The organism is Ruegeria sp. BC1 (assembly GCF_056539305.1).
Genome location: NZ_JBQFUT010000002.1, coordinates 387,648 through 410,946 on the forward strand (window position 1 = coordinate 387,648; position 23,299 = coordinate 410,946).

The window sequence follows — 23,299 nt, forward strand, 5'->3', positions numbered from 1 at the left end:
TTTACTGGCCTTGGCTTCGCAGGCCCGCTATGACCGGCAAAGAAGGAGGCCCCCATGCAGCATCTGGAAGAACAGATCGCCCACCTGACCCGCACACTCGAAGAGCTGAACACAGTCGTCACCCGCCAACAAGGCGAGATCGACCGCCTGACCCGGCGTGTCGAAATGCTGTTGCAGCGCGAGGCTGAACGGGCGCAGGAAGGATCCGGCGGGGTCGTGTTCGGAGACGAACGCCCGCCGCATTACTAAAGGCTAAAACCCCAGCGCCGTTTTCACTGCGTTATCGACCACCCCGCCCAAAAGAGCGTTCTTGTCTGCGGCACAGCCTTCGGACAAGGCGGCAATGAAAGCTTCGCGCAATTGGACCTTTTCCTCGTCCGAGGTCGCATGGTCTTCGATATTGATCTGTCGATTATGAAGCGAAAGTGCCGTCATCTTTCCAACAACGGCAACAACAAACTCTTCATCACCATCCGCTTCTTCTGCGATCGAGGCACAGGTGTAATGCATTACGGGCAGGGCATCCTGTACCATTTGATCAGCCGCTTCATCGGCCACCGCCACAAACGGTGCGACCAGGATTGCGGCGCAAAATGACAGTCTAAGTCTAAGAAACCGCATCATCATCACTTCCAGTTATGTCCGATAATCGCACCGGCCACGCCACCGATCGCTGCGCCCTTACCATCGCCGACAAGCGCTCCGACACCCGCACCGATCAACGCACCCTCGATGGTGTTCTTTTTTTTCTTGTCATCCTTGTCATCCGCCAGACCGGACGTGGCTACTGCCAGCGACGCGATAGCTGCCAAGGTAAGAGACTTAAAACCAATTCGTGCAATCGTCATTTGAGTGCCCTCCTATGACCCGAACCAAAAAAGTGTCTGATTTCAGCCTAACTGCGCACCGTCATTCTGGCAACAAACCCTTGAAGGTTCAGATTTCTTCGACCGACATCACTCCGTCCAGCGATTTTATCGCTCCCTTGATCTGAGGGTTGATAGGGAAGTCCTGTCCCAAATCCATTTCCACGTCTCCAGGCAAGCCGGGATCTAGCAGGCAAAGTTGGATTGGCCCTTTAGACGACCCCTTGGCTGCACCCGCGGCGTCCTCAAGAACCTTTGCGACGGTCGGCACCACCTGCGGCTGATCCAGAAAAATACGCAGGCCGGTTGCCCCGGCCTCGGCCACTACAGAATCCACCGGTCCGACAGAATTTACAAGCAACTTCAGCTGATCGGCTTCCATCTCCGCTTTGGCAGTAATTACTACTTGCGACCCGCTCTCTAGAAACTGGCGGGACTTCTCAAGCGTCTCCGAAAACAGCGTAACTTCATATGCTCCTGACGGATCGGAAAGCTGGACAAAGGCAAACCGGTTTCCTTTCGCCGATTTTCGTTCCTGTCGCCCGGCCACAACACCGGCCATTTTTACCATTCGCAAACGATCTTTACGCAAGCGTTCTATCACTTGTTCTAGTGTCATTACATCACTACGCTTTAGCGCGGGCATATAGTCGTCCAGCGGATGGCCCGACAGATAGAAGCCGATGGCCTTGAATTCTTCGCTGAGGCGTTCAGCAGGAAGCCAATCCGGTGTCGACGACAAACGCGGCTCTGGCAGGTCGTCGCCAGCCTCACCAAACAACGACACCTGGTTCGAGTTCTTCTGTTCATGGATCGCTGCCGAATACTGCACCAGCGGATCAAGGCTTTCAAACACACGACGGCGGTTCTTGTCCAACTCGTCAAATGCCCCGGCCCGCGCCAACATCTCAAGCGGGCGCTTGCCGACCTTCTTCAGATCAACCCGGCGGGCAAAGTCGAACAGGTTAACGAAGGGTTTCCCGTCGCGCCCCTCGACCACCAAATTCATTGCTTCAACGCCTACGTTTTTCAGCGCGCCCAGCGCATAGACCAGCTCTCCGTTCACCACGTCGAATGTCGCTAGGGAGCGGTTCACGCAGGGCGGCACATAGGGCAGTTCTAGTCCCTTGCGGACCTCTTCGAAGTAAATCGCCAGCTTGTCGGTCAGGTGAATATCGCAGTTCATGACCCCCGCCATGAACTCGACCGGGTGGTTCGCCTTCAGCCAACCGGTCTGGTAACTCACCACCGCATAGGCCGCCGCGTGGGATTTGTTGAATCCGTAGTTGGCGAACTTCTCCAGCAGGTCAAAAACCTCACTGGCTTTCTTGGCGTCCACGCCATTCTCGCCCGCGCCCTTTTCGAATTTGGGGCGTTCGGCGTCCATCGCCTCTTTGATCTTCTTACCCATCGCGCGGCGCAACAGGTCGGCGCCACCAAGGCTGTACCCCGCCATCACCTGTGCGATCTGCATCACCTGTTCCTGATAAACGATGATGCCCTGCGTTTCCTCAAGGATGTGATCGATCAGCGGATGCACGGATTCAATCTTCCGCAGCCCGTTCTTAACCTCGCAATAGGTCGGGATGTTCTCCATCGGGCCGGGACGATACAGCGCCACAAGCGCCACAATGTCTTCGATACAGGTGGGTTTCATACGTTTGAGCGCATCCATCATGCCCGAGGATTCCACCTGGAAAACCGCTACTGTCTTGGCTGCCGAGTAGAGCTTATACGTCGCCTCGTCGTCCAGCGGGATGGCGTTGATCTGGTTCTCGGCCCCCTCGGCCGGTTCATAAAGCTCTGTACCATCCGCAGCGACATGTAGGGGTCGACCGGATTTGAAAATGATGTCCATCGCGTTCTGGATCACGGTCAGGGTTTTCAGGCCCAGAAAGTCGAATTTGACCAGACCCGCCTGTTCCACCCATTTCATGTTGAACTGGGTTGCGGGCATATCCGAACGCGGGTCCTGATAGAGCGGCACCAGCGCGTCCAGCGGCCGATCTCCGATAACCACCCCCGCCGCGTGGGTCGAGGCGTTCCGCAGCAACCCTTCAACTTGCTGGCCATAGGTGAGCAGACGATCCACCACCTCTTCATTGCGGGCCTCTTCGCGCAGGCGCGGTTCGTCTTTCAACGCCTTCTCAATCGAAACCGGTTTGACCCCCTCGACCGGGATCATCTTGGACAGGCGATCCACCTGCCCGTACGGCATTTGCAGCACCCGCCCGATATCGCGCACGGCCGCCTTCGACAGCAAAGCTCCAAAGGTTATGATCTGCCCCACCTTGTCGCGCCCGTATTTCTGCTGCACATAGCGGATCACCTCTTCCCGGCGATCCATGCAGAAGTCGATATCGAAGTCCGGCATCGAGACCCGTTCCGGATTGAGGAAGCGTTCGAACAGCAGCGAATAGCGCAGCGGGTCAAGGTCGGTGATCGTCAGCGCATAGGCCACCAGCGAGCCCGCACCCGAACCCCGCCCTGGCCCCACCGGGATGTCGTGGTCCTTGGCCCATTGGATAAAGTCCGCAACAATCAGGAAATAGCCGGGAAAGCCCATGCCTTCGATGATGCCCAGCTCAAAATCCAGCCGTTCCTGATATTCTTCAGGCGTCACCGCATGCGGGATCACGGCCAAGCGTTTTTGCAGGCCCTCATTGGCGATGCGACGCAGCTCGGCCACCTCATCATCGGCAAATTTCGGCAGAATCGGATCGCGACGAAAGGCCATGAAGGCGCAGCGTTTAGCGATCTCGACCGTGTTCTCGATGGCCTCGGGCAGGTCGGCGAACAGGGTCGTCATCTCTTGTTGCGATTTGAAATAGTGCTGTGCCGTCAGACGGCGACGGCCATCCTGCTGGTCAACATAGGCCCCCTCAGAGATACAGATCAGCGCATCGTGCGCCTCGTACATATCCGTGGTCGGGAAATAGACGTCATTTGTGGCCACCAGCGGCAGGTTCTTGGCATAGGCCATTTCGACGTGGCCGCGTTCGGTCAGACGTTCGGCCTCGGGCTGGCCTCCCTCGCCCGGATGGCGCTGCAGTTCGACATACAGGCGATCGGGGAACATTGTCGCCAGGCGATCAACCAAAGCCTCAGCTGCCGGGCGCTGACCCTGTTGCAACAGCATCCCAATCGGGCCGTCCGGGCCACCCGTCAGACAGATCAGACCATCCGCCCGTTCCGCCAACTCGTCCAGCGTGACCTGTGGCAACTGCCCCCCTTTGTCCACGTAAAGGCACGAGCTGAGCTTCATCAGATTCTCATAGCCGACCTCGGATTGCGCCAGCAGTACCAGTGGCGCGGGAAGCTTGGGCTTTTCACCCGGCTGCGCTTGCACGTAGGTCAGGTCGACCTGACACCCCATGATCGGCTGCACCCCGGCCCCGCTGGCGGTGACCGAGAATTCCAGAGCTGAGAACATACTATTGGTATCGGTGACCGCGACGGCGGGCATCTCCAAATTCTCGCAAATGCCGGGCAGCTTTTTTAGCCGCACGGCGCCTTCCAACAGGGAATATTCGGTGTGTACACGGAGGTGAATGAATCGAGGAGTTCTGCTCATGTCACCCACGCTATCCCAGCCTTGCGCGCGGCAAAAGCAGCTTTTGAGGCCGTGAAAGATCAGCTTTGATTATTCGGGTTTTTCAGAAGGTGCTTCGGGGGCGATGCGGGCGCGAAAATTAAAATTGTTTAATTTCAATCGTATGGACGCTACACCTATGTGGCGAAGCCATGGGAAACAGACGCAATGGTGTATTAGATAGGCAGTTTTTCTTGCCAGACAACATGCGCTGTTTCTAACATCTCAGGGCAAGCTACCAGCCCGCTACTCTTTCTACGTCGCATCGAAGGAGGGCACCGATGGGCGCAACCGGGTAAGGCGACGGGTTTCTCGTATGGACATCACGTTTCTTCTGAACGGAGAGACAGTGGAGCTGGCGGATGTTGATCCGACAGTGACTCTGCTGGACTGGCTGCGCGAGGATCGAGGCCTGACCGGCACCAAGGAAGGCTGCAACGAAGGCGATTGCGGTGCCTGCACCATCATGGTGACGGATGAGGGCGGCCACAAGGCGCTGAACGCCTGCATCCTGTTTCTGCCGCAACTGCACGGCAAAGCAGTGCGCACCGTCGAAGGGGCCAGCGGCCCGAATGGCGAGGCGCATCCGGTGCAACAGGCGATGGTCGATCTGCACGGATCGCAATGCGGATTCTGCACCCCCGGTTTTGTCATGTCGATGGTCGCAAGCCATGCAAATGGAGCGACGGACCACGACACCCGGCTTGCGGGCAATCTGTGCCGCTGCACCGGCTATGCCCCGATCATCCGCGCCGCCGAAGCCGTCCAGGACCAACCCGTTCCCGTCTGGGTCAAAGACAAACCCGCCGCGGTACAACCATCGTCACCGATGCTGCCGGGCTCGTCCGACGAATTGGCGGCCGTCTTTGCCAACCACTCCAACGCCACACTGATCGCCGGCGCAACCGATGTGGGCCTGTGGGTCACCAAGCAACTGCGCGACCTGGACCCGGTTATTTTCCTCAACCGCTGCGAAGACCTGAAACAGATCACCATCACCGAGGACGAAATCCGTTTCGGTGCGATGGTCGATATGAACCGGATGGGCGAAGCACTGACCGACCTGCACCCATCCTATGCCGAGATGATCCGCCGCTATGCCAGTGTGCAGGTCCGGCACGCGGCCACGGTGGGCGGCAATATCGCCAACGGCTCTCCGATCGGAGACAACCCGCCCGCGCTAATCGCCTTGGACGCGACGCTGCATCTGCGCAAGGGCGACACCCGCCGGACGATCCCGTTGGAAGAATTCTTCATCGATTATGGCAAGCAAGACCGCGCGTCAGGCGAATTCGTCGAAGCCGTCAGTTTCCCACGTCAGGCCGACCGGTTGAAAGCTTACAAACTCAGCAAGCGGTTCGACCAGGATATCTCGGCCGTATGTGGGTGCTTCAATATCACCATTTCGGACGGCACTGTCACCCAGGCCCGCATCGCGTTCGGCGGCATGGCAGGCATTCCGAAACGGGCAACAAACGTCGAGGCCGCGCTGAACGGCAAACCGTGGACGGCTGAGACCATTCAGGCCGCGCTGCCTGCCTTTGCCGAGGACTTTTCACCACTCACGGACATGCGCGCCTCGGCCACTTATCGCCTTGAAACCGCGAAAGCGATGCTGGAACGATACTATCTGGAAGATCAGGGCGAAGTGACCAATGTGCTGGAGGTATCGGCATGAGCGTGACCAAACCCCTGCCCCATGACGCCGCGCCCCTGCATGTTTCGGGTACTGCGCGCTATGTAGATGATATTCCCACGCCAAAAGGCTCGCTGCATCTTGCATTCGGCCTCAGCCCGATTGCCAAGGGCAAGATTACTGCGATGGATCTGTCAGCAGTGAAAAAGGCTGAGGGCGTCGTGCTGGTGATGACCGCCGACGACCTGCCTTTTGCCAATGACGTTTCACCTTCGATCCATGATGAGCCGCTGCTGTCGGACGGCACAGTGCATTATATCGGCCAACCGGTTTTCCTAGTGGTCGCCACCAGCCATCTGGCTGCCCGCAAGGCGGCACGGCTGGGCAAGATCGACTATGCCAAGGAAAACGCGATTCTGACGATCGAAGACGCCCTTGCCGCCGACAGCCGGTTCGAGGAAGGCCCGCGCATCTACGCCAAAGGCGATGCGGATGCGGCCATTGCAGGGTCAGCCCATGTGATCGAGGGCGGATTTGAGCTCGGCGGGCAAGAGCATTTCTATCTGGAAGGTCAGGCTGCGCTGGCGGTGCCGAATGAAGGCGCGGATATGCTTGTGCATTCCTCGACGCAGCACCCGACCGAGATTCAGCACAAGGTGGCTGATGCTTTGGGCGTGCCCATGCATGCGGTCCGAGTTGAAACCCGACGGATGGGCGGTGGCTTTGGCGGTAAGGAAAGCCAGGGCAACGCACTGGCCGTCGCCTGTGCCGTGGCCGCACGCATCACCGGCAAAGCCTGCAAGATGCGTTACGACCGCGATGACGACATGACCATCACCGGCAAGCGCCATGCGTTCCGTATTTCCTATCGCGCCGGATTCGATGAGAATGGCCATATTCAGGGCGTATCGTTCCTGCATCACGCCATCTGCGGCTGGGCACAGGACCTGTCCCTGCCCGTCGCCGACCGTGCTATGCTGCACTCGGACAACGCCTATCTGCTGCCAAATGCGCGGATCGAAAGCCACCGGCTGAAAACCAACACTCAATCCGCTACCGCCTACCGCGGGTTCGGCGGCCCTCAGGGAATGGTAGGGATCGAGCGGGTGATGGATCACGCCGCGCATACGCTGGGCATGGACCCAGTCGAACTGCGGCGCCGCAACTATTACGAACCTGCCCATGCTCCGACCCTGGAACCGGAACATCTGGCAGAGCGTCCACTGGAACGTGTCGACCCGCATGAGGATCTGACAAGCCTGGGCGCCGTTGAGCAGGTTGAGACTGCTCCGCCCGTCCGCCCCGTGCCGGAGGGTGGCAATACAACGCCCTACGGAATGGAAGTGACCGATTTCGAGCTGCACGGAATGACCGAAGCATTGCTGAAATCCAGCGACTATGCCGCGCGCAAAGCGGCAATCCAGCAATGGAACGCTGAGAATGCCGTGGTCAAGAAGGGTATTGCCTTTTCTCCGGTAAAGTTCGGGATTTCCTTCACGCTGACCCACCTGAACCAGGCGGGTGCGCTGGTGCATGTGTATCAGGATGGCTCGGTCCACCTGAACCATGGCGGTACCGAGATGGGTCAGGGCTTGTTCCAGAAAGTGGCGCAGGTTGCGGCCTCGCGTTTTGGCATCCCGCAAGAGATGGTCAAGATTACCGCCACCGATACCGCCAAGGTGCCGAACACCTCGGCAACGGCGGCATCCTCGGGAAGCGATCTGAACGGTATGGCCGTCAAGGCGGCCTGCGATACAATCCGCGACCGGATGGCGAACTATCTGGCCGAACGGCATCAGGCTGATCCATCGACCGTTGTGTTTTCGGATGGTCACGTTTCGGTTGGCGAAGAACGCTATAGCTTCGCCGAAGCCGCGGCGCTGGTTTATCAGGGCCGCGTCAGCCTGTCGGCGACCGGGTTCTACAAGACGCCCAAAATCGAATGGGATCGGATCAAAGGCCGGGGCCGCCCGTTCTTTTACTTCGCCTATGGTGCGTCGATCACCGAGGTTGCCGTAGACACGTTGACCGGCGAGAACCGCATCCTGCGCACCGATATCCTGCATGACGCGGGTGCATCCCTGAACCCTGCGCTGGATATCGGGCAGGTCGAAGGTGCCTATGTGCAGGGTGTCGGCTGGCTGACGACCGAGGAACTGGTCTGGGACGACAGCGGCAACCTGCGCACCCACGCGCCCTCGACCTACAAAATCCCCGCCTGCTCCGACCGGCCCGACATCTTCAATGTCGCGCTCTGGGATGGTGAGAACCGCGAGGACACGATCTATCGCTCGAAAGCGGTGGGTGAGCCACCCTTCATGCTGGGCATCTCGGCCTGGCTGGCGCTGTCGAATGCGGTGGCTGCCTGCGGCGATGATTACCCGGCCTTGGATGCCCCCGGCACAGCCGAAGAGGTCTGGCGCGGCCTCCAAAGGATGAAGGGAGGCATCTGATGGGATTTGACCTAGAGGCTTTGAGGGAGGCGGTCAAAACCCACGGGACAGTGGTCCGGGTGGTCATCGCCGGGATCAAGGGATCGTCACCGCGCGAAGTGGGTGCCGCGATGCTGGTCTGGAAAGACGGACAATACGGCACCATCGGCGGTGGCACGCTGGAATTTCAAGCGGCTGAGGCGGCACGGGCACAAACGGTTCCGTCCCGCCTGACGCAGCACGCACTTGGGCCCGATCTGGGCCAGTGCTGTGGTGGCGCGGTTCAGCTTTTAAGCGAGGTTTATGACACCAAGTCCGTAAATGCACTGGATGATACGATCATCGCCCGCCCAGCGTCCAAGGATGTTATGCCGCTGTCGGTCACGCGTTTGCTGACATCGGCACGGGGTCAGGGTGTCACACCCGAACCTCAGCTTATCGACGGTTGGATGGTTGAACCGGTGCACAAACCAACCCGCAACCTCTGGATCTGGGGGGCGGGCCATGTGGGTCGGGCCTTGGTCTATGTGCTGTCACCTGTACCCGATCTGGCAATCACCTGGGTGGATACCGGCCCCGAACGGTTTCCCGATTTCATACCCGCCGGAGTCACCGCAGTACCCGTTGCCAAACCGGCTGAGCTGGTGCGCCACGCCCCGCAGAACGCCGAGCATTTGGTGCTGACATACTCGCACACTTTGGATCTGGAACTGTGCAACCGGCTGCTTTTGCACGATTTCCACTTTGCGGGGTTGATCGGCTCGGCTACGAAATGGGCGCGATTCCGGTCACGGCTGGCAGCCCTCGGCCATACGCCCGAACGGATTAACCGCATCACTTGCCCAATCGGTGATCCGTCGCTGGGCAAACACCCGCAAATGATCGCCGTCGGTGTCGCCGCGCAAGTGCTGCGCCCGGCCCGGCAGAACGAACTGAAAAAGGACCTGAGCGCGTGACCACTCCTCTATTAAGCTTGCAAGGGCTGACCAAAGCCTACCCCGGCGTCGTGGCCAATGATCAGGTGTCTTTCGACATCGGCGAAGGCGAGGTTCACGCTTTACTGGGCGAAAACGGCGCGGGTAAATCGACGCTGGTGAAAATGATCTACGGATTGGTAAAGCCTGACAGCGGCACAATGGTGCTGCGCGGTCAGCCCTTTGCCCCGCCCGAGCCGCGCGCGGCCCGTGCTGACGGAATCGCGATGGTGTTCCAGCATTTTTCACTGTTTGACGCCCTGAATGTGGCCGAAAATATCGCATTGGGAATGGAAAACCCGCCTGCAATGGGCGATCTCGCCTCGCGCATTCGCGAAGTGTCCGAAACCTACGGGCTGCCACTGGACCCGTATCGCACAGTGGGTGACCTGTCTGCAGGCGAACGTCAACGGGTCGAGATCATCCGCTGCCTGTTGCAGGACCCCAAGCTGCTGATCATGGACGAGCCGACCTCGGTTCTGACCCCGCAGGAGGTGGATATCCTGTTCGAAACGCTGAACAAATTGCGGTCCGAGGGCACGTCGATCCTGTATATCTCGCACAAGCTTGAGGAAATCCGCACCCTATGTGACCACGCCACGATCCTGCGCTTGGGCAAGAATGTAGGGGAATGTGTCCCCGCCGAGACCTCGGCCCGAGACATGGCCGAGATGATGGTGGGCTCGACCTTGCAAACGCCCGAGCGTGGCGGCCGTGACTTTGGCGAAGTGGCGCTGGATGTCAGTGGGCTGTCGGTGCCCTCACCATCGGAATTCGGAACCGCTCTGCGTAACGTTCATATGACCGTGCGCAAGGGCGAGGTTCTGGGCATCGGTGGTGTCGCAGGGAACGGGCAGGATGAGTTGCTGGGTGTGTTGTCCGGTGAAATCCAAACCTCGGCAGATGCGATCAAGTTCAATGGCCAGCCGATCGGCAAACTTGGCCCAACGGCACGCCGCAAACTGGGTGTACTGACCGCTCCCGAGGAACGGCTGGGCCATGCCGCCGCACCGGATATGAGCCTCACCGAAAACGCCCTTTTGACTGGATCGGTTCGGGAGGGGCTGGAAAATAACGGCTTTCTGAAATGGGCTGATACCAAGAGCTTTGCCGAAAGGATCATTCAGGATTTCGACGTTCGCACACCGGGGCCGGAAAATGCGGCCCGGTCTCTTTCGGGTGGAAACTTGCAGAAATTCGTGATCGGACGTGAGGTGTTGCAAAACCCCGACGTGCTGGTGGTAAACCAGCCGACTTGGGGTGTGGATGCGGCGGCTGCGGCGTCGATCCGGCAAGCCATTCTGGATCTGGCAGCAAAGGGAACGGCGGTTGTCTGTATCAGCCAGGATCTGGATGAACTGATGGAAATTTCGGACAGCTTTGCCGCCCTGAATGAAGGCCGCCTGAGCGCACCGCGTTCAACCACCGGTCTGACGGTGGATGAGATCGGGCTGATGATGGGCGGCGCGCATGGAATGGAGGTAGCCCATGTTTGAAGCGTGGAACCGCCATTGGTGCGAAAGTTTACAAAAGATGAAGACACTGGGGGGATGAGCAGATGATTGTCTTGGAGAAACGGCCACAGCCGTCAAAGGCGTGGTCCTATGCGACCCCGTTGGTGGCGGTACTGGCAACAATGTTTTTCGGCGGCTTGTTGTTCGCCATTCTGGGTAAAAACCCGATACAGGCTATTGGGACTATCTTTTGGGAACCGCTGTTCGGCGAATTCGCCTTTTATTACCGCCCGCAATTGCTGGTGAAGGGTGCGCCATTGGTGCTGATCGCAATTGGTCTGTCGCTGGGTTTTCGCGCCGGTATCTGGAATATCGGGGCCGAGGGCCAGTATATCATGGGTGCCATCTTTGGCGCAGGTGCCGGTCTGGCCTTTTACCCTTTGGACGCGTTTTACATCTTCCCGATCATGGTAATCGCTGGCGCATTTGGCGGTTGGCTGTGGGCGATGATCCCGGCCTTTCTGAAAGTGCGCTTTGGCACCAATGAAATCCTTGTCTCGCTGATGCTGGTCTATGTGGCCGAGCAGATGCTGGCCTCGGTATCGCTGGGCCTGCTGAAGAACCCCGAAGGGTTCGGCTTTCCCGGCTCGCGTAACCTTCAATCCTATGAAAGTGCCTATAATGCAGAACTGATTGCCGGTTCCGGCATGCACTGGGGTGTCGTGACGGCCCTGATTGCCGTGATCTTCGCCTATATCCTGCTGAACCGCCACATGCTTGGCTTCCACATCCGCCTGACGGGTGAGGCTCCACGTGCTGCAAAATTCGCAGGTGTGAACCCGGCGCGTCTGATCCTGTTCTGCTTGGGTCTGTCTGGTGCTCTGGCAGGGCTTGCGGGAATGTTCGAAGTGTCTGGTCCCTCGGGCGTGGTCAGCATCGACTTTAACGTAGGCTATGGCTTTACCGCGATCATCGTGGCTTTTCTGGGCCGCCTGCATCCGGTGGGTATCCTGCTTGCCGGTGGCCTGATGGCGCTGACCTATATCGGTGGCGAAATCGCACAATCCCAACTGGGTCTGCCCGCCGCCGCCATTCAGGTATTTCAGGGGATGCTCCTGTTCTTCCTGCTGGCCTTCGATCTTTTGACAAACTACCGCATCCGTGCGGCCCGTAGCGAGGTGGCGTGACCCATGGACCTTGGTGAAATCAATCCCGTACTTCTAGTGGCCTCGCTGATGGTCGCTGCTACCCCCCTGCTGCTGGCCGCAATCGGAGAGCTGGTCGTTGAAAAAGCAGGTGTTCTGAACCTCGGCGTCGAAGGTATGATGATCGTCGGTGCAATCAGCGGCTTTGCAATCTCGGTCGAAACCGGATCGCCCTGGCTGGGCTTTATCGCGGCTGCCATAGGCGGAGCGGTCCTGTCCCTTCTGTTTGTCTTGCTGACGCAATTCGCGCTGGCCAATCAAGTGGCCAGTGGTCTGGCGCTGACCCTGTTCGGGTTGGGGTTCAGTGCCCTTATGGGTCAGAGCTATGTGGGCGTTAAGCCCCCCGACATGGGTGAAATCCACATCCCGTTGATCAGCGATATCCCGGTGATTGGTCCGATCCTGTTCCAGCATGACCCGATCCTCTATGTCGGCATCGCATTGACCGCTGCGGTCTGGGCCGTCCTGAAATACACCCGCGTGGGTCTGATCCTGCGGGCTGTTGGCGAAAACCACGATGCGGCGCATGCCCTGGGCTACAAGGTCATCAAGATCCGCATCCTAGCGATCCTGTTCGGCGGTGCCTGTGCCGGGATGGGTGGAGCCTATATCAGCCTGATCCGGGTTCCACAGTGGACCGAGGGGATGACTGCGGGTGTAGGCTGGATTGCCCTGGCGCTGGTCGTCTTCGCCAGCTGGAAACCGTGGCGTGCCTTGCTGGGTGCCTATTTGTTCGGCGGAATCACAGTGTTGCAGCTGAATCTGCAGGCAGCAGGCGTTGCCATCCCGGTCGAGTATCTGGCAATGTCGCCCTATATCATCACGATCCTTGTGCTTGTGATCCTTTCGGCCGACAAGAGCAGCGCACCTGCCTCACTGGGCCGAACCTTCCATGCTTCGCACTAGGCGGGGCCAACTGAACCAACTTGGGGAGTAACCACATGAAATTCACATCACTTCTGGCAAGCGCCGCCATGGCGCTGGGTCTGGCGACTGGCGCCATGGCCGAAGACAAGACCAAGGTCGGTTTCGTCTATGTCGGCCCCGTAGGCGACGGTGGTTGGACCTATGAACACAACAAAGGTCGTCTGGCCGTGGAGGAGCACTTTGGCGACAAGGTCGAGACCGTGTTCGTTGAATCGGTGCCTGAAGGTCCAGATGCCGAACGCGTGATGACCCAGATGGCACTGGAAGGTGCTGATCTGATTTTCACTACCTCGTTCGGATACATGGATCCAACAATCAACGTGGCCAAGAAATTCCCGAACGTGAAGTTCGAACACGCCACCGGCTACAAAACCGCGCCGAACGTGTCGGTATATTCCGCTCGCTTCTATGAAGGGCGCGCCGTGCAGGGCCACATCGCCGGTAAAATGACCGAGTCGAATATTATTGGCTATATCGGTTCCTACCCGATCCCCGAGGTGATCCGCGGCATCAACTCGGCCTATATCCACGCCAAAAAGGTCAACCCGGATGTCGAATTCAAGATCGTCTGGGCCTATACGTGGTTCGACCCGGCAAAGGAGGCTGACGCCGCATCGGTTCTGATCGAACAAGGCGCAGATGTGATCCTGCAACATACCGACTCGACCGCACCGCAGGCCGCTGCGCAAGAAGCCGGCAATGTGATCACCTTTGGTCAGGCCTCGGACATGAGCGAATACGCCCCTAAACCACGCGTATCCTCGATTATCGACAACTGGGCGCCCTACTACATTGCGCGCACTCAGGCAGTCATGGATGGCTCATGGGAAACCGTGAACACCTGGGACGGCATCAAAGAAGGCATGGTTGAAATCGGTGAGATTTCCGACGCCGTTCCTGCCGACATCAAAGAAGAAGCGCTCGCCATGAAGGCGGCGATGGCTGCAGGTGAATACCACCCCTTCACCGGCCCGCTGAAAAAGCAGGACGGCAGCGATTGGCTGGCCGAAGGCGAAACCGCAGATGACGGTACGCTGGCGGGCATGAACTTCTATGTCGAAGGGCTGGAAGGCGAAATTCCGCAGTAAGCCTCGGAACATCTCAAAAGAAGGGCTGGCCGTTTGGTCAGCCCTTTTTCGTTTCCGACCAAAATCTTATTCAGTTGAACTTGAGCCTTGACGAAAGGCCAAGCGGCGGACCTGATAACCCTAAGCAGGCTAAATCAGACGGCTCGGGAAAAACCGATGGAAACCAACACGAAAGACCACAGCCGCTGGTGGATTCTTGGCGCGATGGGAGCCATCCTTGGGGTGATCCTGCTGGACGAAACGGTTATCAGCGTCGCGTTGCCCACGATCCAGACCGACCTGTCCCTTTCTCCGCTAGAGGCACATTGGGTGGTGAACATCTACTTATTGGTGCTGGCCTGCTTTGCGGGTGCTGCGGGTCGGCTGGGCGATATTCTGGGCATCCGAGTATTGCTGGGTGCGGGTCTTTTGATTTTTGGCCTGTCATCGGCATTGGGCGGGTTTGCCAACAATGGCTTAGAAATACTCACCGCACGCGCAGTTCAGGGCATTGGGGCTGCACTGATCTTTCCTTTGTCGCTGGTGGTCCTGATCCAATCCTTTGCTGAAAATGAGCGCGGCCTGGCCCTGGGTTTGTATGGAGGTATCGGGACAGTCTTTCTGTCGCTGGGCCCGCTGGTCGGAGGGGTTTTGACCGAATACCTGTCGTGGCGATGGATTTTCTGGGTCAATCCGCCAATTGTTCTGGCCGTCGCGGTGATCGCCTGGACATTCTGGAGGGACCCGCCGCATCAGCCTGAAACTGGGTTCGACTGGAAGGGACTCATATTGCTGGTGCCCGGACTGGCCGCTTTGGTGTTCGGTATCATGGAAGGCCCTGACCGGGGGTGGATCCAACCCGAAGTGCTTGCGGCCCTTTGGGCGGGCTTTGCAGCCTTAGTTCTGTTTGTCCGGGTCGAACGAATCTCGGCAACGCCGCTGATCGCAATATCTCTGTTCACCACCCCCGGTTTTGCAGCGTCGAATATGATCCTGTTCACCGCACAGTTTGGCAAAATATCCCTGTTCGTTTTTGGCGCAGCCTACTTTCAGACAAAGCTCGGATTTTCCCCGCTGGCCGCAGGTGCCGCGCTGCTGCCCATCGCGTTTCCGCAAATTTTCGTGGCCCCCATGGCAGGGAAAGTGGCGGACAAATTCGGCAATCGCGGGCCATCCCTGACAGGTACAGCCTTTGGTACCTTTGCTATTGTTCTTGTCGCATTGGGCATGCAACTGAACATTCTGACCTTGATCTACGCAGGGTACTTTCTTTGGGGCTGCGCGGTGCCGTTTCTGTTCGTCTCGCCCCGGCGTGCCATCATGTCATCCGTACCGCAGGACCTGCACGGGCAGGCCAGCGGCATCACCATGACATTTCAACTTTTGGGAGGAACCGTCGGTATGGCCTTGGGCAGTTCGGTCTATGCCATTACCACATCATACCCGATGGTCTTTTGTTTCGTCGCTGCCTTTGCGGCCTGCGTGCTGGCCTATGCCTACGCCTCGATACCTGCCGAGAAAACACCCGGCCGCGCATCTGGTTAAGGCGCGCGGCCGGGTTCTGTTCAGTGACCGGTAAGTACCAGAGTGTTCACCGGCATCAGGATCAGCCGCAACCGCAGCCCAGCCGCGTGGACCACACCGATCGTATCGATCACATGCAGAACTGCGGATTCCCAAAAGCCTAGATCCCCATGTTCCAGTTTTTCATGGTTATCTGTGTAGACATTGGCCAGACAGTTGCTGCCCGGCGGGATGTCGTCGGCCATGCCTTTGTAGAGCGGCTCAAAATAGACCAGAATTGAGCCCGGATTGGTGTTGCTCTGTACGTCCCGCAATTCATCCGAGGGGCGAATTTGTCCCGATGGAATAACATCCTGCACCTCGACTACGACAACAGGAATTACGGTGAAGGGCTTAGTCATGCAGCCCAGCTCACCGATCATGCCCGGCTTGATAACTTGTGCCGCCATCTGGTTGAACGCGGCCTGAAACCGGTCATGACCCGAACTTGAGGGTACCAAAATACCTGCAGGCCGAAGCAACGGGCTGACATAGTCACCAACCTGCAAACCGAACTGTTCGACCCGACCGGTTACCCCGGCACTGATCACTGTTTTGTCCAATTCGGTCAGCGCGGCGTCCAGCTGCGCGTTAGCACTGGCCAGCTGGGCGGGGATCAGTTCTTCGATCTGTTGGATAACGGCAGCCCGCTGCGCGTGCGCCGCGGTCAGTTGCGCCTCGCGCTCGGCTACCAGATTTTCCAGCCGGTCGATTTCTGCCAAGCGCACAGCGCTCGAGCCTTCGTCGCGCAGGGTGGTGTTGCGATCCAGATCCTCAAGCGACTGATCCAGCGCAGCCCGGGCCCCGGCTATTCCGGCCTCAGACTCGGCCAAATCGGTTTGCGCCACTTTCAAAGACGCCTGAACCTGCGCGATCTGAGCATGTGCGGATTCGACCATAGCAGTCTGAGTGAAGTCCTCGATGCGGAAAATCGGCTGCCCTGCAACGACCTGCTGGTTGTTCGTCACGTAGACCTCGGAAACCCGCCCCCCAAGCTGCGGCAGGATCGTTACGGTGCGGAAATATGAAGCCGCCGTTTTGCTGGCCGGGTGGAAATAGAACAGCGTGGTGATCACGGTCAGCGCCATTATGGCACAGGTGGTCAGCCCCCAGCGCAATTCGTACCACATGGTAAACAGCGTAATCTCGTGCCCGATCCGTTTGCCCTGAACATAGCGACGAAACAAATAGTCTGGCAGCACGGTCACCAGCGCGCACATCAGTGTTTCAAGCATCTCTTACTGCTCCTGTGGTACGGCTTTGTCGGTGTCGGGATGGTCAACCGGCGTCTCGGCCACAACCGGATCGGAGGCCCGCTGTGGTGCCAAAGATCGGATCGCATCGGCGATAGATCGTAACGGAGCGGCAAAATCGGGAAACTGAAAGCCTGCAACCAGAATGGCGGCGACCCAGAACAGCCCGTTATGAGTAAACAGCGCCAGCAGAGCCAGAATACCTACCAATTGGAACTGTGGATGGTTGGATTCATGCGCGATTTTTTCCGGGATCGAATGCAGGGTGAAATAGCCAACCCCAATCAGAACGATCACAAGAACGGTAAAGATGAACATAAATGTCAAAAGAAAATCACTGCCGTCAGCCTGGGTCACATAGGATGGAATATGTCCCGTGGCCATCGGATGTATGTCTGCGGTACTCACCCTGCCCTCCAGTTATTGCTTGTTCCTTGTTTGGATGGGTTGATGCGCAAATTCAAGCCTGCTTAGAGTTTCGGATAATGTGTGTGCGTACCCGAAGAAGACGTAAATGAGAGCTTAAATGATTGATTTCCTGATCATCGGAGGCGGAATTGCGGGCCTCAGCGCCGGTGCCCGGCTTTCCCAGCACGGTAAAGTGACCGTGTTAGAAGCCGAAGACGCATTGGGTTATCACGCATCGGGGCGATCTGCGGCTATGTTTTTCGAAAGCTATGGCCCGCCATCTGTCGTTGCGTTGAACAAAGCCAGCGCAGAATACTTACACTCCGAAAACGGAGGGTATCTCTCGCCGCGCCGCGTGCTGCTGATAGGCGGGACAAAACAAGCCGACCTGTTCGATCGTGATATCGTTGACTTGAAGATGCAGCCCATTTCACCGGGTGAAGCCGCCGCACAAGTGCCAATCCTGAATCCGGACACGGTTGGTTTTGCAGCCGTCGATGACACGGCATTCGACATCGACACGGACCGATTGTTGCAGGATTTCGCCCGCGTCATCCGCAGCAACGGCGGCGAGGTACGGACCAAAAGCAAGGTCACGTCCATTCGCAAAAGTGGAAATTGGGTGATCGAAGCAGGTCAGGTGTTCGAAGCCCGCGCAATCGTAAACGCCGCTGGTGCATGGGTTGACGAAATCGCGACGATGGCCGGGATCGATCCAGTCGGCATCACACCACGACGCAGGTCCATGGCCCGCTTGCCTGCTCCGGGCGGGCATGATGTCCGAAACTGGCCCATGATGTTGGGCACTGGGGACATGTGGTACGCCAAGCCGGATGCAGGCAAGCTTTTGGTCTCTCCTTGCGAGGCTGACCCGATGCCACCACACGACGCCTATGCCGACGACATGGTGCTGGCCGAGGGACTGGCCCGATACGAAGAGATGGTCACCGAACCTGTCACACGGGTCGAGACAAATTGGGCCGGATTGCGCAGTTTCGCCCCGGATGGGACGATGGTGCTGGGTCCCGACCCGGAGGAGCCGTCGTTTATCTGGTCAGCAGGGCAAGGCGGGTACGGGTTTCAGACAGCTCCGGCGGCATCAAAACTGGTAGCCGATCTGGCCGTTGGCGCGGTGCCAGACCTTGACAGTACAACCGTTGCGGTCCTGAAACCGGAAAGGTTACGCCAGTGATCAAACGCAACCTTCCGTCCAATGCAAGCGTCGTCACCGAAGGTGAAGACAAGCGATTGATTGCCCCAGCCGCAACCCGCAACTCCGATGTGTTGTGCACCCTTCTGGCACAATGGGCACCGCAATCCGGTCGAGCGCTCGAGATCGCCAGCGGCACCGGCCAGCACGTCAGTGCCTTTGCACGGCGTCTGCCCGATATGCAATGGCAACCCACTGAACTCGAGGCCGAGCGATTGGCCAGCATCGACGCTTATTCGAAGGATATACCGAACGTCGCCCCCGCAGCCAAGCTGGACGCAACCGTTAAGGGGTGGCACCAGCGCCTTCCGAAACAGAACCTGGTTGTTCTGATCAATCTGATCCATCTGATTAGCTGGGCCGAAGTGGAAACGATCGTCATCGAAACTGCGAAAGCTCTTTCCGCAGGTGGACGGTTTATTCTTTACGGCCCGTTCAAACGCGATGGCTTGCTAACAAGCGAGGGCGACGAACGGTTCCACGAAGCGCTGGTTCAACAAGATGCTGAAATCGGGTACAAAAACGACAAAGATATTGAGGATCTGTTTGCAGAGCAGGGTTTGGACATAGTCGAAACCGTCGAGATGCCTGCCAATAATCTGGCATTCGTCGCGCAAAAATGATCATAGACTAGCCGCAAGCGGCGCGCCCCGAGACGCGCCGCTTGCGATGCTTTAGCCGTCCTTACGGATGGTCTCGTTCTTCGGATCATAGGGGCTGTCGCAGGTGACGACAGCATCCCACAGCTTGTCCTGAATTTTGACTTGCAGCTTGGTGCCTTCGACTGCCATCTCGGGCTTGACGTAGCCCATGCCGATGGATTTCTCGAACGCCACCGAGTAGCCGCCCGAGGTCAGACGACCCACGCGCTCTCCTTCCGGTGTGTACAGCGCTTCGCGGCCCCACGGGTCAGCATCATCCGGCCCGTCGATCAGCAAAGTGCAACACTTCACGCGCACACCGGTCTCTTCCAGCTTGGCCTTGCCGTAGAAGTCTTTCGACAGGTCGACAAAACGCGGAAGGTCGGCTTCCAGCGGGGTCGCGTCGCGGCCCAGCTCGGTGCCGAAGGCACGATAGGATTTCTCCTGACGTAGCCAGTTCTGGGCGCGAGCACCGACCAGCTTCATACCGTGCTTCTCACCGGCTTTTTCCAGCAGGTCGAACAGGTAGTTCTGCATCTCGATCGGGTGGTGCAGTTCCCAGCCCAGCTCACCAGTGTAAGCCACGCGGATCGCGTTGACTGGGCACATGCCCAGTTCGATCTGGCGGGCCGACAGCCACGGGAAGCGCTTGTTGGACAGCGCGGTTTCCGGATCGGCGTCCTTGATGACCTCTTTCAAAACGTCACGCGACTTGGGTCCGGCGATGGCGAAGACGCCCCACTGAGTGGTCACGTCCTGGATCTCAATGTAACCGAACTCTTCCATCTTGTCCTCGGCCGCCTTGCGCAGATAGTCGGCGTCGTACTCGGTCCAGGCACCGGCAGAAACGATGTAGTAGTTGTTCTCGCCATTGCGGACGATGGTGTATTCGGTGCGGGTGGTGCCGTGCGAGGTCAGTGCGTAGGTCAGGTTAATGCGACCGACCTTTGGCAGCTTGTTGCAGGTGAACCAATCCAGGAACTGGGTCGCACCTGGGCCTTTGACAACGTGCTTGGTGAAGGCAGATGCGTCGATCAGGCCAACGCCTTCGCGGATCGCCTTGGCTTCTTCGACGGCATATTGCCACCAGTTGCCACGGCGGAAGGAACGGCTTTCCTCGTCAAAGTTCTCAGGCGCATCAACCGGGCCGAAATAGTTGGGGCGTTCCCAACCGTTCACCCAACCAAACTGTGCGCCACGTGCTTTCTGGCGGTCGTACGCCGGAACGGTCCGCAGCGGACGGCAGGCCGCACGCTCTTCATCGGGATGGTGCAGGATGTAGACATGCTCGTAGCACTCTTCGTTCTTGCGCGCCGCGAACTCGGTTGTCATCCAGTTGGACGAATACCGCTTGGGGTCCAGCGAGGCCATGTCGATTTCGGCTTCGCCGTCGACCATCATCTGCGCCAGATAATAGCCGGTGCCGCCCGCCGCGGTAATGCCGAAGCTGAAGCCCTCAGCCAACCACATGTTGCGCAGACCCGGAGCCGGACCAACCAGCGGGTTGCCGTCTGGTGTGTAGCAGATCGGGCCGTTGAAATCGTCCTTCAGGCCGGATTCGGCGCAGGAGGGCACACGTTCGGCCATTGCCATGTACTGATCGGCAATCCGGTCCAGATCCAGCGGGAACAGGTCCGCGCGGAAGCTGTCAGGAACACCATGTTCAAAACGTGCCGGAGCGCCGTGTTCGTAGATACCCAGAATCCAGCCGCCACGTTCCTCACGGGCATAGGATTCGTTGTCAGCGTCACGCACGACGGGGTGTTCCGGATTGCCCGCTTCACGCCATTTGACCAGCTCTGGGTCTTTATCCATGACGATAAAGGTGTGCTCGACCGGGATAGCAGGCATCTTGATGCCCAGCATCTTGGCGGTGCGCTGCGCATGGTTGCCAGACGCGGTCACGACATGCTCGGCCGTGATCACCACCTGCTCGTCGCTCTCGACCAGGTTACCGCCTTTTTCAACCATCTGGGTGCAGGTGACTTCCCAGTGGGTCCCGTTCCAATGGAACGCATCGGCCTGCAACTTGCGGACGATATCAACCCCACGCTGACGGGCACCCTTGGCCATCGCCTGGGTCACGTCGGCGGGGTTAATGTAGCCGTCTTCAGTATGGTAGATCGCGCCCTTCAGGTCCGAGGTCTCGATCAGAGGCCAGCGTTCCTTGATCTGCTCAGGGGTCAGCCATTCGTAGGCAACATCGCAGGTTTCAGCGGTGGACGCATAGAGCATGTATTCGTCCATGCGTTCCTGTGTCTGTGCCATGCGCAGGTTGCCCACCACGGCGAATCCAGCGTTCAGGCCGGTTTCTTCCTCAAGCGTCTTGTAGAAGTCGACCGAGTATTTGTGGATGTGGGTCGTCGCATAGGACATGTTGAACAGCGGCAGCAGACCAGCCGCGTGCCAGGTCGAGCCCGAGGTCAGCTCGTCCCGCTCGATCAGCATCACGTCGTCCCAGCCCGCTTTGGCCAGATGATAGGCAATCGAGGTCCCAACGGCGCCGCCGCCAACGACCAATGCTTTGACTTGGGTTTTCATAACCGGGCGTCTCCCCTTGAATTCAGCTGACACCATATGGCGCATTTGAACACACAGGCGCGATATTCATCCGACCAGTGATATAAAAAAAACGACCCCCAAACTACTGAAGGTCGTTTTTCAGCACGGGGCCCGCCAGTTTACCCGTCTGACAATGTGCAGGTCTTGAGCCTTCCTACGGTTGCGCAATCGCTCAGGGCTCCTGCCCCACCCTTGTTGACGCGAACCGGAGCAGGGGCCTCAGCCGTTTCTTTCTTTTGGAACATGGATTTCAGCCCGCTAAAGAACCCGCCAGAACTTTCCTCCTCGGATTTGGGTGCATTGTCGTCGTTGCCGAAGGATGCAAAGAGCCGCCCGAACATGCCGTCACCACCAATATCCGCCTTTTCAGTCTGCCCCTCTAGCAGGTCCGTCAGTCCTGTACGGTATCCGAACTGAATCAAATCATCCGCAGATTGGATGTTGTTGGCCGTCAGATCAAAAGTATCGCTGGGCAATCCGTACTGCGCAGCCAACGAGTTGGCGACCAGTGCCAGCCCGTCAATATTATTGAGGCGCAGACGCGCGAGTTCTCCGCGCAACTTGACGAATTCGGCGCGCAATCCGGCCATGTTCGCGGCCAGCTCGGCCTCGCTTTCGGGGATGGCGGTTACGCCATTGCCAACACCGGGAACTGGGTTCTTCAGCAGCGCGTTCATTCCGTCGTAGTCCATCTGGGCAAGGAAGGCCTGTACCTCGTCAGCTGGAGCGTCCGAATACAGCTGCAGGCGGATCTCTTCACCAAGGCCGAGTGTCCCCTTATAGACATCAAAGCCGGGTGGAGTTTCGTAGTCCGAGACCGTCGCCGTGACCATGGCCCAGAAAGCCCGGTCATTTACCGTGATCACGCTGTACTTGTTTTGCTTAAACTGAAAATAGGCCACACCACCAATGACCCCGAATGGGGCGTAGTCGCCGCCACTCGTCCCCATCGACTCAATAGATTGCGCGATATTGCCCATCAGCGTGCTGGATCTGGCATCCTGCTTTAGCGTCAACTGAAGCCACAGCGTATAGTCGCCTTTTTCATAGACCCAACTGGTCCTGTCGAGCTTGCGTGCCAGTTGCTGTACTTTCTGCACTTCGACATTTCTGGCTAAAGGCCGGGCGGCTTCGCTGACATTGTTCAGTCGCGGACCTTCGCGCGCATCCAAAGTAAAATCACTGTCTACAATCGAACGGCGCACCCAACCCTCAGACGATTCAGGCATGTAAGGCTTACCGCCAGTCCGCCAGCGCGTTTGCCGTTCACGCTCGGCTTGTTCGGCGTCCTGCTCCTCATGATAGAGAGCGAATCGCTGCTTGACTGTGTCGAAATAGCCGCTGACGGATAAGGTGTTTTCGCTCTGCCTATCCTGCTGGTAATAATCCAGCCCCAGCACAACCAGAACCACGACCAGCGCAAAACCGATGAACCGTAAAGCGTCCATTTAAATCCCCAAAATCAATGACTTTTATTTTGCCGAGATAGTAAGAAATTAGGGCAGTCTT

Annotated in this window: 18 protein-coding genes; 11 read left to right on the forward strand and 7 right to left on the reverse strand. The window is 58.2% G+C overall.

The window, feature by feature from the left end; translation table 11 throughout:
- Positions 1-54: 54 nt before the first annotated feature.
- On the forward strand, positions 55-249 hold the full coding sequence (locus tag ACR0IY_RS07680) for a SlyX family protein (protein ID WP_480671883.1): 195 nt from the start codon (positions 55-57) through the stop codon (positions 247-249).
- 3 nt (positions 250-252) lie between these two features.
- On the opposite strand, the gene ACR0IY_RS07685 is transcribed toward ACR0IY_RS07680, so the two are convergent.
- The 3 genes from ACR0IY_RS07685 to dnaE all read right to left on the reverse strand — a co-directional run bounded on the left by ACR0IY_RS07685 (position 253) and on the right by dnaE (position 4,440).
- Positions 253-624, reverse strand: a complete 372-nt coding sequence (locus ACR0IY_RS07685; RefSeq protein ID WP_480671885.1) for a hypothetical protein — start codon at positions 622-624, stop codon at positions 253-255.
- Positions 625-626: 2 nt separating this feature from the next.
- Positions 627-848 carry a YMGG-like glycine zipper-containing protein gene (locus ACR0IY_RS07690; protein WP_480671887.1) on the reverse strand — a complete coding sequence of 74 codons (222 nt, stop codon included), beginning with the start codon at positions 846-848 and terminating at the stop codon, positions 627-629.
- 88 nt (positions 849-936) lie between these two features.
- On the reverse strand, positions 937-4,440 hold the full coding sequence (gene dnaE / locus ACR0IY_RS07695) for a DNA polymerase III subunit alpha (RefSeq protein ID WP_480671889.1): 3,504 nt from the start codon (positions 4,438-4,440) through the stop codon (positions 937-939).
- A 334-nt stretch (positions 4,441-4,774) separates the two neighbouring features.
- On the opposite strand from dnaE, the gene xdhA reads away from it, so the two are divergent.
- From xdhA to ACR0IY_RS07735, 8 genes are all read left to right on the forward strand, one after another.
- Complete coding sequence (gene xdhA / locus ACR0IY_RS07700; RefSeq protein ID WP_480671891.1) at positions 4,775-6,136, forward strand: xanthine dehydrogenase small subunit; 1,362 nt, start codon at positions 4,775-4,777, stop codon at positions 6,134-6,136.
- Entirely contained in the window at positions 6,133-8,547 is a 2,415-nt protein-coding gene (gene xdhB / locus ACR0IY_RS07705) for a xanthine dehydrogenase molybdopterin binding subunit (protein WP_480671893.1), read from the forward strand. The genes xdhA and xdhB overlap by 4 nt, the downstream gene beginning before the upstream one ends.
- Positions 8,547-9,482, forward strand: a complete 936-nt coding sequence (xdhC, locus tag ACR0IY_RS07710) for a xanthine dehydrogenase accessory protein XdhC (protein ID WP_480671894.1) — start codon at positions 8,547-8,549, stop codon at positions 9,480-9,482. The genes xdhB and xdhC overlap by 1 nt, the downstream gene beginning before the upstream one ends.
- Positions 9,479-10,996, forward strand: a complete 1,518-nt coding sequence (locus ACR0IY_RS07715; RefSeq protein ID WP_480671896.1) for an ABC transporter ATP-binding protein — start codon at positions 9,479-9,481, stop codon at positions 10,994-10,996. The genes xdhC and ACR0IY_RS07715 overlap by 4 nt, the downstream gene beginning before the upstream one ends.
- 62 nt (positions 10,997-11,058) lie before the next feature.
- Positions 11,059-12,141 (forward strand): ABC transporter permease, encoded by a 1,083-nt coding sequence (locus ACR0IY_RS07720; protein ID WP_480671898.1) that lies wholly within the window; start codon positions 11,059-11,061, stop codon positions 12,139-12,141.
- Between the two features lie 3 nt (positions 12,142-12,144).
- The gene (locus tag ACR0IY_RS07725; RefSeq protein WP_480671900.1) at positions 12,145-13,065 is read left to right on the forward strand and encodes an ABC transporter permease; all 921 of its coding nucleotides are present in this window, start codon (positions 12,145-12,147) and stop codon (positions 13,063-13,065) included.
- 35 nt (positions 13,066-13,100) lie between these two features.
- Complete coding sequence (locus ACR0IY_RS07730) at positions 13,101-14,174, forward strand: BMP family ABC transporter substrate-binding protein (protein ID WP_480671902.1); 1,074 nt, start codon at positions 13,101-13,103, stop codon at positions 14,172-14,174.
- A 156-nt stretch (positions 14,175-14,330) separates the two neighbouring features.
- Complete coding sequence (locus ACR0IY_RS07735) at positions 14,331-15,698, forward strand: MFS transporter (RefSeq protein ID WP_480671904.1); 1,368 nt, start codon at positions 14,331-14,333, stop codon at positions 15,696-15,698.
- A 20-nt stretch (positions 15,699-15,718) separates the two neighbouring features.
- On the opposite strand, the gene ACR0IY_RS07740 is transcribed toward ACR0IY_RS07735, so the two are convergent.
- Both ACR0IY_RS07740 and ACR0IY_RS07745 read right to left on the reverse strand, forming a co-directional pair.
- The gene (locus ACR0IY_RS07740) at positions 15,719-16,951 is read right to left on the reverse strand and encodes an HlyD family secretion protein (RefSeq protein WP_480671906.1); all 1,233 of its coding nucleotides are present in this window, start codon (positions 16,949-16,951) and stop codon (positions 15,719-15,721) included.
- A 3-nt stretch (positions 16,952-16,954) separates the two neighbouring features.
- Positions 16,955-17,377 carry a hypothetical protein gene (locus ACR0IY_RS07745; RefSeq protein ID WP_480671908.1) on the reverse strand — a complete coding sequence of 141 codons (423 nt, stop codon included), beginning with the start codon at positions 17,375-17,377 and terminating at the stop codon, positions 16,955-16,957.
- Between the two features lie 118 nt (positions 17,378-17,495).
- On the opposite strand from ACR0IY_RS07745, the gene ACR0IY_RS07750 reads away from it, so the two are divergent.
- Positions 17,496-18,569 carry an NAD(P)/FAD-dependent oxidoreductase gene (locus tag ACR0IY_RS07750; RefSeq protein ID WP_480671910.1) on the forward strand — a complete coding sequence of 358 codons (1,074 nt, stop codon included), beginning with the start codon at positions 17,496-17,498 and terminating at the stop codon, positions 18,567-18,569.
- Positions 18,566-19,210 carry a DUF938 domain-containing protein gene (locus ACR0IY_RS07755; RefSeq protein ID WP_480671912.1) on the forward strand — a complete coding sequence of 215 codons (645 nt, stop codon included), beginning with the start codon at positions 18,566-18,568 and terminating at the stop codon, positions 19,208-19,210. Before ACR0IY_RS07750 ends, ACR0IY_RS07755 begins: the two co-directional genes overlap by 4 nt.
- A 51-nt stretch (positions 19,211-19,261) precedes the next feature.
- Here the strand turns inward: ACR0IY_RS07755 and ACR0IY_RS07760 are convergent, their stop codons facing one another.
- Positions 19,262-21,769, reverse strand: coding sequence for a GcvT family protein (locus ACR0IY_RS07760; RefSeq protein ID WP_480671914.1), 2,508 nt, complete (start codon positions 21,767-21,769; stop codon positions 19,262-19,264).
- Between the two features lie 140 nt (positions 21,770-21,909).
- Entirely contained in the window at positions 21,910-23,238 is a 1,329-nt protein-coding gene (locus ACR0IY_RS07765; protein WP_480671916.1) for a hypothetical protein, read from the reverse strand.
- Positions 23,239-23,299 lie beyond the last annotated feature (61 nt).